General features: G+C 68.2%; 13 protein-coding genes and 3 tRNA genes. 11 read left to right on the top strand and 5 right to left on the bottom strand.

The features are described 5' to 3' along the window. Positions 1–8: 8 nt before the first annotated feature. The 3 genes from ftsH to tilS form a co-directional block, all read right to left on the bottom strand. On the bottom strand, positions 9–2,021 hold the full coding sequence (ftsH, locus tag C3B61_RS14555; RefSeq protein WP_103461353.1) for an ATP-dependent zinc metalloprotease FtsH: 2,013 nt from the start codon (positions 2,019–2,021) through the stop codon (positions 9–11). Positions 2,022–2,105: 84 nt separating this feature from the next. Beyond that, positions 2,106–2,666, bottom strand: a complete 561-nt coding sequence (gene hpt / locus C3B61_RS14560) for a hypoxanthine phosphoribosyltransferase (RefSeq protein ID WP_088457319.1) — start codon at positions 2,664–2,666, stop codon at positions 2,106–2,108. Positions 2,667–2,687: 21 nt separating this feature from the next. Continuing rightward, positions 2,688–3,683, bottom strand: a complete 996-nt coding sequence (gene tilS, locus C3B61_RS14565; protein WP_103461329.1) for a tRNA lysidine(34) synthetase TilS — start codon at positions 3,681–3,683, stop codon at positions 2,688–2,690. A gap of 45 nt (positions 3,684–3,728) precedes the next feature. On the opposite strand from tilS, the gene C3B61_RS14570 reads away from it, so the two are divergent. Next, on the top strand, positions 3,729–4,220 hold the full coding sequence (locus tag C3B61_RS14570) for an inorganic diphosphatase (RefSeq protein WP_088457321.1): 492 nt from the start codon (positions 3,729–3,731) through the stop codon (positions 4,218–4,220). A 78-nt stretch (positions 4,221–4,298) separates the two neighbouring features. On the opposite strand, the gene C3B61_RS14575 is transcribed toward C3B61_RS14570, so the two are convergent. Together C3B61_RS14575 and C3B61_RS14580 are read right to left on the bottom strand one after the other, a co-directional pair. After that, positions 4,299–5,666 carry a C40 family peptidase gene (locus C3B61_RS14575; protein ID WP_241990451.1) on the bottom strand — a complete coding sequence of 456 codons (1,368 nt, stop codon included), beginning with the start codon at positions 5,664–5,666 and terminating at the stop codon, positions 4,299–4,301. Further along, positions 5,659–7,113 (bottom strand): peptidoglycan DD-metalloendopeptidase family protein, encoded by a 1,455-nt coding sequence (locus C3B61_RS14580; protein ID WP_133159767.1) that lies wholly within the window; start codon positions 7,111–7,113, stop codon positions 5,659–5,661. Before C3B61_RS14580 ends, C3B61_RS14575 begins: the two co-directional genes overlap by 8 nt. Before the next feature lie 278 nt (positions 7,114–7,391). On the opposite strand from C3B61_RS14580, the gene C3B61_RS14585 reads away from it, so the two are divergent. The 10 genes from C3B61_RS14585 to C3B61_RS14630 all read left to right on the top strand — a co-directional run bounded on the left by C3B61_RS14585 (position 7,392) and on the right by C3B61_RS14630 (position 14,154). Next, positions 7,392–7,464, top strand: a tRNA-Glu gene (locus C3B61_RS14585). Positions 7,465–7,543: 79 nt separating this feature from the next. Then, positions 7,544–7,620 (top strand) — tRNA-Asp (locus tag C3B61_RS14590). 68 nt (positions 7,621–7,688) lie between these two features. Then, positions 7,689–7,761: transfer RNA gene (locus C3B61_RS14595), tRNA-Phe, on the top strand. Positions 7,762–7,818: 57 nt separating this feature from the next. Further along, positions 7,819–8,610: a transglutaminase-like domain-containing protein gene (locus C3B61_RS14600; RefSeq protein ID WP_103461331.1), complete on the top strand. Its 792-nt coding sequence runs from the start codon at positions 7,819–7,821 to the stop codon at positions 8,608–8,610. A gap of 160 nt (positions 8,611–8,770) precedes the next feature. Next, entirely contained in the window at positions 8,771–9,400 is a 630-nt protein-coding gene (locus tag C3B61_RS14605) for an acyltransferase (RefSeq protein ID WP_241990450.1), read from the top strand. Between the two features lie 241 nt (positions 9,401–9,641). Further along, entirely contained in the window at positions 9,642–10,265 is a 624-nt protein-coding gene (locus C3B61_RS14610) for an acyltransferase (RefSeq protein WP_241990455.1), read from the top strand. Then, positions 10,262–10,954, top strand: coding sequence for a hypothetical protein (locus C3B61_RS14615; RefSeq protein ID WP_103461333.1), 693 nt, complete (start codon positions 10,262–10,264; stop codon positions 10,952–10,954). Before C3B61_RS14610 ends, C3B61_RS14615 begins: the two co-directional genes overlap by 4 nt. A 13-nt stretch (positions 10,955–10,967) precedes the next feature. Further along, positions 10,968–12,230, top strand: a complete 1,263-nt coding sequence (locus C3B61_RS14620; RefSeq protein WP_103461334.1) for an MFS transporter — start codon at positions 10,968–10,970, stop codon at positions 12,228–12,230. Then, a complete protein-coding gene (locus tag C3B61_RS14625; protein WP_103461335.1) occupies positions 12,227–13,243 on the top strand; it encodes a TolB family protein in 1,017 nt (338 codons plus the stop codon). The genes C3B61_RS14620 and C3B61_RS14625 overlap by 4 nt, the downstream gene beginning before the upstream one ends. Then, a complete protein-coding gene (locus C3B61_RS14630; protein ID WP_103461336.1) occupies positions 13,240–14,154 on the top strand; it encodes a glycosyltransferase in 915 nt (304 codons plus the stop codon). Before C3B61_RS14625 ends, C3B61_RS14630 begins: the two co-directional genes overlap by 4 nt. The last annotated feature ends 1 nt before the right edge of the window (position 14,155 follow it).

Consider the following 14,155-nt stretch of genomic DNA (forward strand, 5'->3'; position numbering starts at 1 on the left):
GGGCCGGTCTACGCGGTTGCGGGGCGCGGTTTGAGTGCGGGGGCGCGCTTGGGCTTGTCCGCATCGGCGCCGCCGCTGGTGACGCCACCGTCGACCGCCGCACCGTCGATGGGCGCTTTCGGCGTCGGCATCGCGATGGGGGGCAGGTCGGAAACCGGGCGCTTGTCGCTGGAGAGCCACTGCGGGCGCGGCGGCAGCTTCTGCACGTCGGTGAAGATCTCCACCAGCGCTGTCTGGTCGAGAGTCTCGTGTTCGAGCAGCTTCGCGGCCAGGTCGTCGAGGATCGCCCGGTTGGCGTTGATGACCGTGTAGGCCTCGTCGTGCGCGTTCTCGAGCAGCTGGCGCACCTCGGTGTCCACCCGCTCGGCAAGCCGCTCCGAGTAGTCGCGCTGGTGGCCCATATCGCGGCCGAACATCATTTCGCCGGAGGCCGAACCGAGCTTGAGCGGTCCGACATCACTACTCATGCCGAACTCGGTGACCATCTTGCGAGCCGTGGCGGTGGCCTTCTCGATGTCGTTCGAGGCGCCGGTGGTGGGGTCGTGGAAAATGATCTCCTCGGCGACCCGGCCGCCCATGGCGTAGGCGAGCTGGTCGAGAAGCTCGTTGCGAGAGACCGAGTAGCGGTCCTCGAGCGGCATCACCATGGTGTACCCCAGGGCGCGGCCGCGGGGCAGGATGGTGATCTTGGTCACGGGGTCGGTGTTGCGCATGGCCGTGGCAACGAGAGCGTGCCCGCCCTCGTGGTACGCGGTGATGAGCTTCTCCTGGTCGCGCATCACGCGGGTGCGGCGCTGCGGACCGGCCATGACCCTGTCGACGGCTTCGTCGAGGGCGCGGTTGTCGATCAGCTGGGCGTTGGAACGCGCGGTCAGCAGTGCGGCCTCGTTGAGCACGTTCGCCAGGTCGGCGCCGGTGAAGCCCGGCGTCTTGCGGGCGAGCACCTCGAGGTCGACGCCGGCGGCCATCGGCTTGCCCTTGGAGTGCACCTCCAGGATGCGCTTGCGGCCGAGCATATCGGGGGCGTCGACGCCGATCTGACGGTCGAAACGTCCCGGACGCAGGAGCGCCGGGTCGAGGATGTCGGGCCGGTTGGTGGCCGCAATGAGGATCACGTTGGTCTTGACGTCGAAGCCGTCCATCTCCACCAGGAGCTGGTTGAGGGTCTGCTCGCGCTCGTCGTGGCCGCCGCCCATGCCGGCGCCGCGGTGGCGCCCGACGGCGTCGATCTCGTCGACGAAGATGATCGCCGGGGAGTTCTCCTTGGCCTGCTGGAACAGGTCGCGCACCCGGCTGGCGCCGACACCGACGAACATCTCGACGAAGTCGGAACCGGAGATCGAGTAGAACGGAACGCCTGCCTCGCCGGCGACGGCGCGGGCCAGAAGGGTCTTTCCGGTTCCGGGAGGACCGTACAGCAGCACGCCCTTCGGGATCCGGGCGCCGACGGCCTGGAACTTGGCCGGTTCCTTGAGGAAGTCCTTGATTTCTTGCAGCTCTTCGATGGCTTCGTCCGCGCCGGCGACGTCGGTGAAGAAGACCTGCGGGGTCTCCTTGGAGACGAGTTTGGCCTTCGACTTGCCGAACTGCATGACCTTGTTGCCGCCGCCCTGCATGCCGGAGAGCATCAGCCAGAAGAACGCACCGATCAGCAGCACCGGCAGGAGGATGCCCAGCAGCGACAGGAACCAGCTGGCCTGGGGAACCTCGTCAGTGAAGCCGTCCTTCGGGTCGGCGTCGGTGACGGCGGCGACGACCTCTTCGCCGCGGGGGGCCACGTAGTAGAACTGCACCTGCTCCCCGTAGGTCGAATCGGCCTTGCTGAGGGTGAGGTCGACGCGCTGATCGCCGTCGACGATCTTCGCCTCAGACACCTTCCCGTCCTTCAAGAAATCCAGGCCCTGCTGGGTGGAAATCTCGCGGAAGCCAGACATGGTCAGGAGGCTCGACCCCACCCAGACGGCGATGACAGCCAGGATGATGTAGAGGAGCGGCCCGCGCAGAAGTTTCTTGACGTTCATGGTGGTCACAGGCTACCGCTCTCGTACTGGGGGAACACCGAGTGTTCGCCCAAAGGTGAACTGGAGGACGTGGTGCAGCGGAGCCTACTCGCCGGTGGAATACACGTGTGGAGCCAGCACCCCGACGCTGCGCAGGTTGCGGTACTTCTCGGCGTAGTCCAGACCGTAGCCGACAACGAACTGGTTGGGGATGTCGAAGCCCAGGTACTTGACGTCGATCTCGACGCGGGCCGCGTCGGGCTTCCGGAGCAGGGCGCAGATCTCGAGCGAGGCCGGCCCGCGGGACTTGAGGTTCGCCATCAGCCAGGACAGGGTGAGGCCGGAGTCGATGATGTCCTCGACAATGAGGACGTGGCGGCCGTGCAGGTCGGTGTCGAGGTCCTTCAGGATCCGCACCACACCGCTGGACTGGGTGCCTGACCCGTAGGAGCTGACGGCCATCCAGTCCATCGTGACGGGGTGCACGAGTTCGCGGGCCAGGTCGGCCATGACCATAACCGCGCCCTTGAGCACGCCCACCAGGAGCAGGTCCTTGCCGGCGTAGTCCGCTTCGATCTGCCGCGACATCTCGGCCAGGCGAGCGCGAATCTCGGTCTCTTCGATCAGGATTTCGGTGAGGTCGCCGTCAATGTCACGAGGTTCCATGGGAGTGGAAGAGTCCTTTGTTTAGGTGGGTCGAGGAGCAGAAAACACGAGCGTTCCCCCCAGACGTTCCACTCTAACGCCTGGCAGGTCGAGCGCATTCTGCCCGTGCCAGTCGGTGACGAGCCTGGCGACGGCCAAGGTGTGGCTGCGTTCCCAGGCAACCCCGAACTCCCGCGCCACCACGAGGCGGATCATCCGCTGGCGGAGGGCCGCCGGGTGCACGGCCAGCGCGGCGACGGACACCCCGATGCCGGCTTCGGCCGGTTCGCAGATCTCCTCGACGAGGTCCCGCACCATGGCGTCGAGGGCGTCGGCATCCTCACGCAGCGTCTCGGCGGTACGGGCGAGCGCCTCGGCGATGCCCGGCCCGAGCTCCGCCTCGAGCACCGGCAGCACCCGTTGGCGCACCCGCACCCTGGCGTAGCGGGGGTCGGCGTTCTGCGGGTCGGACCAGGCCGGCAGGCCCGCATCCAGGCAGGCCTGCCGGGTCACGACGCGGCGGATGCCCAGCAGCGGCCGCCGGTACGGCCCGCTGATCGACGCCATACCCTTCAGGCTCGTCGCCCCCGAGCCGCGGGCCAGGCCTAGCAGCACGGTCTCGGCCTGGTCGTCGAGGGTGTGGCCGAGCAGCACCGCGATCGCGCCCGTGCAGGCCAGTGCCTGCTCGAACGCGGCGTACCGCGCGGTCCGCGCGGCGGCTTCGGGGCCGTCGCCGGTGTCTGGCGTCACCGTCACCGGCACGATCAGCACCGGATCCAGGCCGAGAGACTGAGCCTGTCCGGCCGCGACGGCGGCGATGTCGGCCGAGCCGGCCTGCAGGCCGTGGTCCACGATCACCGCGCCGGCGGTGAGCCCGGCCCGGGGCGCCTCGAACGCCGTCGCGGCGGCCAGGGCCAGCGAATCCGCTCCCCCGCTCAGCCCCACCAGGACCAGACCGGCCTCAGGCAGCAGCTCGCGCACGGCACGGCGCAGGTCGGCGATGGCCGGCGACAGTCGCGGGCGGCGGGTGGACTCCATCCAGTAACGTTATCCGCAGACTTCGAATAAGGGAGATATCAGGCCATGGCCGAATACGACGCAGTCATTGAAATCCCACGCGGTAGCCGCAACAAGTATGAGGTGGACCACGAAACCGGTCGGGTCTACCTCGACAGGGTGTTGTACACGAGCTTCGTGTACCCCACCGACTACGGGTTCTTCGAGAACACCCTGGGCCTGGACGGCGACCCCGTCGACGTTCTGGTGCTGCTCGACTTCCCGTTGTTCCCCGGCGTCGGCGTGTCCGTACGCCCCGTCGGCGTGTTCAACATGACCGATGACGGCGGCTCAGACGCCAAGGTCATCGCGGTTCCGGCCGGCGACCCGCGCTGGGACTACATCCAGGACGTCACCGACATCCCGGAGTACACCCGCAAGGAAATCGAGCACTTCTTCGAGCACTACAAGGACCTTGAGCCGAACAAGTGGGTCAAGACCGAGGGCTGGGGCGACGCCGCCGAGGCCGACCAGATTGTGCGCGACGGCCTGAAGAAGCTCGTCGACGAAGGTCACTGACCCACAGCGACGCGCTGAACCGACAGAAGCCGCCTCCCATCAGGGAGGCGGCTTCTGCTGTGTGCCGGGGTCTGTTGCTTAGGACGGTCGGCCGACGTACGGCGCGACCTGGCCTGGCGACCAGATGCTGTGCACCCGAACGGGCTTGCCCACGTCCGGCGCCTCGAGGATCTGTCCGCCGCCGACATAAATGGCCACGTGATAGTAATTCCCCGGCGAACCCCAGAAGACGAGGTCGCCCACCTGCACCTGCGAGAACGAGACGAGCTTGCCCTGACCGGCCATGGTGTTGTACTGGTTGGTCGCCGAGTGCGTGCCGATGTAGATGCCCGCGGCCGCGTAGGCGGCCTTGGTCAGACCGGAACAGTCCCAGACGTCGGGGCCGGAGCCGCCGAGCTTGTAGGCGTCGCCGAGCTGCGCACGGGCAAAGGCGATGGCGGTGCCGACGGCGGAAGCGTTGGGTGCGGCCGGGGCGGACACGACGGGCGGCGGCGCCGGAGCAGCGGGAGCCGGGGCCGCAGGGGCGGCGGGAGCCGGAGCGGCGGGAGCTGGAGCCGCGGGAGCTGGAGCCGCGGGAGCCGCAGCGGCCGGAGCATCGGGCGCGGAAGCGGCCGGCGGATTGTTCTTGACGGCGGCCGCAGCGGCGGCCTGGGCCTTGGCCAGCGCGGCGGCGGATGCGGCGGCGTCCAGCCCGGTTTGGTACTCGCGCTCCACGTCGGCGGTGGTGTCCTTCAGCAGGGCCAGCTGTTCGTAAAGCTCCGACGACTTCTTCAGCTCGACGTCGAGTGCGGCCTGGGCGCCCAGTGCGGCGTCGCTGGCCGATTCGTACTTCTCCTTGGACTCCGCGCTGAGGCGCTTGCGTTCCGCGGTGGCGGCGGCAGCCTGGGCGATGAGCGATTCCGCGGTGTTCTTGTCCTGCACGGCCTGCCGGTAGATGGTCTCGGACTGCTCGCTGAGCTTGCTGGCCGTGCCGAGCTGGCTGAGCAGGTCGTCGGCGGTGTTGCCGTTGAGGAACAGGTTGAGGGAGAGGTCCTGGGCTCCGGTCTTGGCCAGGTGTGCGGCGATTAAGCCGGCGCGCATCTTGGACGTGTCAGCGGCCTTCTGCGCCACCGCGGACTGCTTGTCCAGGCTATCCTCCCGGGCCGTGGCCGCATCGAGGTCGTCCTGGGTGACCCTGTAGGCCTCCGCGGCCATCTGGGAGCCCTGCGACGCCACCGCCGACGACTCCTGCAGGCCCTTGAGCAGTCCGGTGAGGTTCTCGATTTCCTTCGCCTTGGTGGCCTCGCTCAGCTTGGCCTTGGCAACTTCGTCCCAACTCGGGTAGTCCTCGTCGGCGAAGGCCGGCACGGCCACGCCGGCCGCGGCGGTGACGGAGCCGATCATCGCTGCCGACAGCAGCGCGGCCGAGGTACGCCGCGAGCGGCGGGTGGACGTGTGCTCAGCCAAGTGGCGCTCCCCTGTCGGACATGAACGGAACGGCGTTGATCCGGTTGCCGCCGCTGAACACCTCGAAGTGCAGGTGGCAGCCGGTGGAGGCGCCGGTGGTGCCGGAGCTGGCGATGTTCTGGCCGACCGAGACCTGCTGGCCGACCGAGACGAAGATGCCACCGTCCCGGATGTGGGCGTAGCCGGTCATGATGCCGTTGCCGTGGCTGATCTGGACGAAATTGCCGTAGGTGCCCTTGCGGCCCGCGTATTCGACGGTTCCCGATGCTGCCGCGTAGATCGGAGCGCTGCAGCCGGTGCCGATGTCGGTGCCGTAGTGGAAACCGCCGCTGCAGCCGCCGCTGCCGCAGAGCACGGCGCGGGCGCCATAGCCGTCGGTGATGCGTCCGCCGGCGGGAACACCCCAACCCTGGCTGCCGACCTGGCCGCCGCTGAGGCCTGCGCCGGGAGATCCGGTTGAGCCGCCGGACGAGGGGGCGGGTCGGGAGGCCGCGGCGCGTGCGGCTTCCGCCGCGATGGCGGCGAGGCGCGCCTTTTCGGCTTCCGCGGCGATCCGGGCCCGTTCGGCGACGCCGGCCTCGTAACCCGCGGTAGTGGTGGCCTGGGCGTCCTGCATGAACTGCAGTTGCTGCTCGAGGATCACGCTCTGCGCTTCGGAGTCGGCCAGCGCACCAGCTGCGGCGTCCGCCGCCTCCTGGGCCGCCACCATGGCGGCTTCGGCCTCGATCCGGAGGGCCTCGCGCTCGGCCTGGGCCACAGCGGCCTGGTCGCCCAGGGCCTGAGCGGTGTTGTTGGCGGTCTGGGCCTGGTCGTAGACGTCGGTGCTGCGTTCGACAAGTTTGCTCATGCTGCCGAGCTTGGACAGCAACTCGTCGGCACCCTCGCCGCTCTTCTGCCCGTCGATGAAGAGGTTGACGCTGAGGTCGGTGCCGCCGGTGCGGTACAGCTGCGCGGCAAGCTGACCGGCCTGGGTGGTCGCGGCGTCCGCCTCGGTCTTGCTGGTGTCGGCCTGAGCCTGCAGGTCGCCGGCGCGACGGCTGGCGTCGTCGAACTTCTCCTGGGCGGTCTGGAGCTCGACTCCGCGGGCCTCGGCTTCCGCCTGGGTGCGTTCCACCTCGGTCTGCAGGCCGGCGATGAGGTTCTGGATCTCGGTGACCTGGGCGGCGGCAGCGTTGGTGTTGGACTTGGCGGCCAGCACGTCTGGCCAGCTCGGGTAGTCCACGGCCATGGCCGGGCTGATCGGGCTGGCGAGGGTCACCGCGAGGGTCAGGGCGGCGGCGAAGCCGGTCACGCCCATGGTCGCCCGGCGGACGCTGATGCGCCCGCGTCGGGGCTGCTGCCGGTTCGGCCGCAGCCGGCTGAGGCCGGCGTTGACTCCGCGGCTGATCACGGTGGCCGTGCGCTTCATAACTCCCCGATCGGGCTCGTGCTTTGTCACATTCGTCACTGTGGTAACTCTCGTCACAATAACAAACCCCGCTGAGTGGCCAGGGTTCGAATAAAACCTAACCCCAGGGTGCTCCGGTTTGCCGCCCATTCGTGGGCGCGGTGAAAAGCGACACGCCGAGCTGAGAATCGGGTCCGATTCGGGTTCTGGCCCGGAATCACGCGGCGAACGAACCCGCAATCCGGCACCACGCGCACCGGACGCTGGGGCCGATTTGAACTATCGCTCTGCCAACACTTATGATTATGCGTCGGAAGTCATCAGCTTCCGGTAAGCAAGGCCCCATCGTTTAGCGGCCTAGGACGGCGCCCTTTCACGGCGTTAACACGGGTTCGAATCCCGTTGGGGCTACGGATACTGTAGGTTGTACTCGGCACAAAAAGTTAGACAGCAACACCGCAGAATCACAAGAAACAAAGCATCAAAGTTTGGCCCTGTAGCGCAGTTGGTTAGCGCGCCGCCCTGTCACGGCGGAGGTCGCCGGTTCAAGTCCGGTCAGGGTCGCCAAGGCGATAAGCCCTTTCGAAAGAAGGGGCTTTTCGTCCTTTCGAAGGCATCTCTCGAGTCGCCTTCGAGGCCCTGTAGCTCAGTTGGTAGAGCGTTCGACTGAAAATCGAAAGGTCACCGGATCGACGCCGGTCGGGGCCACTTGGCCATCTGCGGGCTTCTACCGCAGGTGGCCTTTTTTTATGCCACGATGTGGACATGAAACGCTCCGCCTCCGCGCACCTGGAACTTCATGCGTTCGGGCCCGCCGAGCTGGTCCTGTCCGTCGTCGTCGCCGCAGACGCGAACGCCACGGAACGTCTGCGCATCGTGCAGGACGGCGCCACGCTGGCCTATCGGGAGATCCTCGATGTGCACGGAACGCGACTCCAGCTCGTGTCGGTGCAGGCCGGCCGGATCGACATCGACTACACAGTGGAGGTATCGGGCGAGTCCGAGCCTGCAGAAGTGTCCGACATCGACCTTGTCCGATACCTGCGACCCAGCCGCTACTGCGAATCCGACCACCTCTGGCCTACCGCCCAGGCCGAGTTCCGTGGGCTCACCGGTACCGCCCTGCTCGACGCGATCACTTCCTGGGTGGGCACGCACCTGAACTACGTGCCCGGCGCCAGCCTGCCCACGGATGGCGCGGTGCGCACCCTGCTGGCCCGGCAGGGCGTCTGCCGCGACTACGCGCACCTCGTCATCGCGTTCCTGCGCGCGCACGACGTGCCCGCACGCCTGGTGTCGGTCTACGCCCCTGGGCTGTCGCCGATGGACTTCCACGCCGTGGCCGAGGCGTTCCTCGACGGTGCCTGGCAGGTCGTCGACGCGACCGGGCTCGCTCCACGGCAATCGCTTATGCGCATCGCCACGGGCCGGGACGCCGCGGACACCGCCTTCCTGTCCTCGGCCGGCGCCGCCGTGGCACTGAACGCGCTCACCGTCACCGCAGTCGTCGACGAGCTGCCCCGGGATGACGTCACCAGGCCGGCCAGGCTGGCCTAGACCCCCCCTGGAGTGGTCACAGCGGGGCCGGAAGGCACGCGCTATGTTCCCTGCAGCGCACACCAGAACTGAGCATAACTCACTCGTGTCTGTCGCCCCGGTCAGGCCGACGACAGCACGTGCCCCGCGGCATCCGGCTCCCAACCTGCAAGGGATACTCGTGACGACAGACGCCGGCGCCGTGAGAGCGACGTGGATCGCACCGTCCGCCGACATCGACCCCCGAGCGGTGCTCGGCGACGGCAGCACGGTGGCTGACCGCGCACAGGTCCGCGAATTCGCCCGGGTCGGCCCCGGCTGTGCGGTCGGGTACGCCGCGTACCTCGGGCCTGGCGTCATCCTCGGCCGCCAGTGCACGGTGCAGGACTTCGCCCTGCTCTACGAACCGACCCTGCTGGAGGATCGGGTGTCCGTCGGGCCGGGGGCCGTCTTCACCAACGACAGGTTTCCCCGCGCCGTTGTGCCGTCCGGACGCCTCAAGTCCGCGGCGGACTGGGTCCTCGTGGGCGTCACCGTGCGCACCGGCGCATCCGTCGGTGCCAACGCCGTCTGCGTGGCACCGCTCACCATCGGGCGCTGGGCCATCGTGGCCGACGGCTCTGTGGTGACCGCCGATGTCCCCGAGTACGCCCTGATGGACGGCATCCCCGCCACGAGGGTGCACTGGGTCGGTCAGAGCGGCGCCCGCCTGAAAAACGTCGGCCCCGGACTCTTCAGGTGCCCGGTGACCGGCGCACACTACAGCGAACACGACGGCACCCTCCGCCCCCTCGGAATTGCCCCCCGATAAGGTCACAGCGACTCCTTCCCAGCCCGGCTATGGTCACGTCGTGAGGACCTGGGCGTGCGCCAGGTCTCGTCACGAGTCCGTCTCCGGGGTGCGCTATTGCCGGCGTCGGGCTCTGTCCGAGCTGCACCTGTACACCCGACATGCAGGGATGGAACGTGAAAAGAAATACTTTGCGGCGACCCCTCCGTGCGGCCGGCTGCCCCACAGCCTCCCACCGCCCCGCGAAAGGTCGACGCTCGTGATACCCGCACCGGAGACGGCCGGGCACCCCCTCATCGAAGCGACCGCCGACGTGGACCCCGCCGCGGAAGTCGGCGCTGAGACACGCGTGTGGCACCTCGCCCAGGTGCGCGAAAATGCCTCCATCGGCAGCGGCTGCATCCTCGGGCGTGGCTCGTACATCGGACCCGGCGTCATCCTCGGACGCAACTGCAAGGTACAGAACTACGCACTGATCTACGAACCGGCGGTCCTGGAAGACGGCGTCTTCGTCGGTCCCGCCGTGGTGTTCACCAACGACATGTTTCCGCGGGCCGTCAACCCCGATTTGAGCATCAAAATGGCAGAGGACTGGCATCCGGTGGGTGTGCACGTCGGCACGGGCGCGTCCATCGGTGCGCGGGCCGTCTGCATCGGACCGGTCAGCATCGGCCGTTGGGCGCTCGTCGCGGCCGGCGCCGTGGTGACGAAGGATGTCCCGGACTACGCCATCGTCGCCGGCGTACCGGCCAGACGCATCGGCTGGGTCGGTCGGTCGGGGATCCCGCTGCGGAGAGCTGAGGACGGCCGGCTGACCTGCCCGGCCACCGGTGAGCACTTTCACGAACGTGACGGCGTCCTCCTGGCAGAACGTGAGTCCGGATGAACAAGCGTCAGCTCGGGCTCACCGCGCTCGCCCTCACCGTGGCAGTGGCGACGGCCGGCATGATCGTGGCCCATCTGCTGCCGGCATCCGACCGGATTCGCCCGGTGGCGGAATCCACACCGTCGGCCACGGCGCCACCGACAGCCGCCGAGAGCGGCGCCCCCACGTCGACCGCGCGGATCGACGAGACGGTGCCGCCTGCTCCGGAGCGACCGCAGGCCGACCCCGCACCCGACACCGATACCGAGGTGGGCCCCCGCACCTCAACCGAGGTGCTCCCGCCCGGGCAGGTCGACGTCACCCTGCCGCCGTCGAAGCCCCGGTCCGCGCTCGTCTCGCTGCCACTCCCCCCAACCGTGAACTCCCTCGGCGACGTTGTGGACGGGTTCCCCACCGATGTCATGCCGGGGATCCCGAACTCACTCGTCGGCAACAGCTCGGTGGCGACGCAGGGCGACCGTCTGCAGTCCGCGTTCAAGGCAAGGACCACACTCGGCACCGACGACGTCCTCGCGTTCTACCGGCACCATTTCGCGCCCCTGGGACTCCTCGAAACCCCGGTGACCACGACCGAACGCGGGACAACGCTCAGTTTCGCCCGCGACGACGATTCGGTGACCCTGTCGGTCACCGCCGTCGCCGGCGGATCCAGCTACGTGCTCTTCGGCGTTTTCACGGCGCAGGGTTGACGGCGGCCGGCCCGTGTACATCTCTTTTTCCGACCGGGGGTCGGCACAAGGAACGGCCTCCCCTCCCGGACGCCCCGTCGCGACACGGGTCTCGTCCGTCGTCATCGCGCTGGGAATCGTCAGCCTGGTCACTGACGTCTCCTCGGAGTCGGTGTCGGCAATCCTTCCGCTGTACATCACGGGAGTATTGGGCCTGTCGACAGTCGCCTACGGGTTTCTCGACGGGATCTACCAGGGCGTCAGCGCCATCGTGCGCATCGCCGGCGGCTGGGCGGCGGACCGGGGGGACCAGCCGAAATGGATCGCGTTCTTCGGGTACGGTCTGTCTGCCCTGGCCCGCACCGGACTTCTCTTCGCAACCGGATTCACGTCCCTGGTGGCCGTCATCGCTGTCGATCGCCTCGGCAAGGGCGTCCGGACCGCCCCGCGCGATGCGCTGATTACAGCGTCATCGCTCCCGGAGAACCTCGGTAGGTCTTTCGGAGTGCACCGCATGCTGGACACCGTCGGGGCCGCGGTCGGGCCACTGCTCGCCTTCGCGATCCTGTTCGCCATCCCGGACGGCTACGACACTGTATTTGTCGTATCGCTCGCCTTCGCGATCGTCGGCGTCTTTGTGCTCGGCCTGGTCGTACCGAACACCCGTCCCTCGGCAGAGCGCGCCGCACCCGGCACCTCCCGGGCGTCGTTCAGGTGGGCTCAGCTGAGGGATCCGCGGCTGCGCCGCCTGCTCCTCACCGCGGGACTGTTGGGCATCGTGACCATCGGTGACGGGTTCATCTACCTGGTCTTGCAAAGCCGGGATGCCTTCGCGGCGGCCTGGTTTCCCCTGCTCTACGTGGGCACCAACGTCGTCTTCCTCCTCCTTGCGATCCCGCTGGGCAAGCTCGCCGACAGGTTCGGCCGCGCCGGGGTCTTCGTCTGCGGCCACCTCGCGCTCCTGGCTGCCTACGCCTCTGCAGCGGTCCCCGTTGCCGGGCTTCCGACGACGATTCTCTGTCTGATAGCCCTCGGTGTGTTCTATGCGTCCACCGACGGCATCCTCGCGGCGCTCGCGGCCCAGTCGACGTCTGAGGCCAGCCGTGCGACAGCCATCGCCTCCGCCCAGACCGTCGTTGCCGCCACCCGGCTGATCGCGTCCACTGGATTCGGTGTGCTCTGGTTCGCGGTGGGCCGCGGCGACGCCATGCTGATCATCGCGGGCGCACTCGCCCTGCTGATCCCGCTGGCCGCTCTCGTCCTGCGCGGCGCGTTCGACCGGACGCAGACGACATGACCGCACGCAAACGCACCATCGCCGCCGTGCTGGTCAGCGCGGTGCTCCTCGGCGGAGCCGGAGGCTACGGCATCGTGGCCTGGGCAGGCTCCCAGGAACGACGGACCGGCGGGAACGCCGTGCAGGCGGTCACCACCGACACGGCGGCGACAGGAGACCGCATCGTGTTCCGCAATACGGCATCCGGCGACGGGTACGGGCTGGTCGCCTTCGTCCCGCTCGCCGATCCCGCCGGTGAGCGCTCGGTGACGGCCCAGGCGTGCGACAGGGTGTACGCAACCACAGTCGTGGAGATGTGCCTCCACATCGACCGCGGGATCGTCACGACGTTCGCGGCCACCCTGCGCGGTGCGGACGCCGCCGAGCTCCGCACCTGGCCGTTACCCGGCATCCCCAGCCGCACTCGGGTATCCGCCAACTCCCACCTCGTCGCCGTGACAGCGTTCGTGACCGGGGAATCATATGGGACGGTCGCGTTCTCGACTCAGACGACGATTTCCACAATCGACGGCACCGACTACGGCAATCTCGAAGACTTCGCTCTCTTGGTGGACGGTGAGCGCATCACAGCGGCCGACCGCAACATCTGGGGCGTGACCTTCGGCAGCGACGACACCACCTTCTATGCCACGGCGGCCTCGGCCGGACGCACCTGGTTGGTGCGGGGCGACCTGACCGCCCGCACCCTGACGGCCATCCGGGAAAGCGCCGAGTGCCCGTCGCTCTCCCCAGACGGTCGTCATATCGCCTACAAGAAGGTCGTTACCGGCACTGCGTCGCCGGTCTGGTCCATCGCGGTGCTCGATCTCGAGACGGGGGTGGAGACTCTCCTCCCCGCCCCCGGCAACGTCGACGACCAGGTGGAGTGGCTGGATGATTCGACACTGCTCTACGGGCTGGCCCGCACCGATGTCGTCGGTGACAGCGATGTCTGGTCCATCTCCATCGACGGGGCCAGCCAACCTCGCCTCTTCATCCCGCACGCCTGGTCTCCCTCGGTGGTGCGCTCATGACTGCCAAACGCGGGCAGAACGCGACCCGTCTGGATGACCCCGCGACGGCGCCCCCCACGGTCGATCACGTCCTGATCACCAGGTTCAACCTGCCGACCCCGGGCCCAGAGGGTCGAGTGCGCCAACGCGAGGGATGGCTCACCGGCCGCGCCGACCTCTTCGAGAAATACTGCCTGCCGTCGGTGCGCGCTCAAACCAACCAGAACTTCCGCTGGCTCGTTTACCTCGACCCGGACAGCCCCGAATGGCTCGTCCAACGCCTGGCACCGTTCGTGCGGGACCAGGTCTTCGAGCCGATCTACCGAGCAGAGGTCACCCCGGCCATCATTCTCGACGACATCCGCGCCGGGCGAACCACACCCTCCGCCGACCTGCTGACCACGAATCTCGACAACGACGACGGGCTCGCCGCCGATTTTGTCGACCGCCTACAGCGAATCCCTCCAAGGGGGCCGCGCTCGGCGCTGTACCTCGCGTCGGGACTGATCCTCGGTCCCGACGGGTTGTTCCTCCGCGTCGACAAGCTCAACGCGTTCTGCTCAGTCAGGGAGACCTGGAACGATCCCGTCACCTGTTGGGCGGACTGGCACACGCTGCTCCCTCGGTCCATGCCGAGCGTTACGGTATCCGGCCCACCGGCGTGGCTGCAGGTCGTGCACGGCAGCAACGTCAGCAACCGGGTTCGCGGCCGGCTCGTCGCGTCGAACGGCTACGCCGCCCTGTTCCCCACCCTGCCCACCGATCTTGACCAGCCGACGCGTACCGACCTGCTCCGCGACCGCCTGTTGAGCGGGCCAGCCAGGCTGCTGCGGGAATCCTCTCGCGCCGCCGTGAAGTCAACCCTGCTATTCCTGGTCGGCAAGCGCGGGGTCGACCGAATCAAGGAGTGGCGCAGCGGGACGACGGAATGAC

Source organism: Cryobacterium zongtaii, assembly GCF_002909375.1.
GTDB lineage: Bacteria > Actinomycetota > Actinomycetes > Actinomycetales > Microbacteriaceae > Cryobacterium > Cryobacterium zongtaii.

What these genes read in the sequence shown, in the direction of transcription:
- ftsH (WP_103461353.1), bottom strand. Translation starts at nt 2,021, where the DNA reads ATGAACGTCAAGAAACTTCTGCGCGGGCCGCTCCTCTACATCATCCTG.
- hpt (WP_088457319.1), bottom strand. Translation starts at nt 2,666, where the DNA reads ATGGAACCTCGTGACATTGACGGCGACCTCACCGAAATCCTGATCGAA.
- tilS (WP_103461329.1), bottom strand. Translation starts at nt 3,683, where the DNA reads ATGGAGTCCACCCGCCGCCCGCGACTGTCGCCGGCCATCGCCGACCTG.
- C3B61_RS14570 (WP_088457321.1), top strand. Translation starts at nt 3,729, where the DNA reads ATGGCCGAATACGACGCAGTCATTGAAATCCCACGCGGTAGCCGCAAC.
- C3B61_RS14600 (WP_103461331.1), top strand. Translation starts at nt 7,819, where the DNA reads ATGAAACGCTCCGCCTCCGCGCACCTGGAACTTCATGCGTTCGGGCCC.
- C3B61_RS14615 (WP_103461333.1), top strand. Translation starts at nt 10,262, where the DNA reads ATGAACAAGCGTCAGCTCGGGCTCACCGCGCTCGCCCTCACCGTGGCA.
- C3B61_RS14625 (WP_103461335.1), top strand. Translation starts at nt 12,227, where the DNA reads ATGACCGCACGCAAACGCACCATCGCCGCCGTGCTGGTCAGCGCGGTG.
- C3B61_RS14630 (WP_103461336.1), top strand. Translation starts at nt 13,240, where the DNA reads ATGACTGCCAAACGCGGGCAGAACGCGACCCGTCTGGATGACCCCGCG.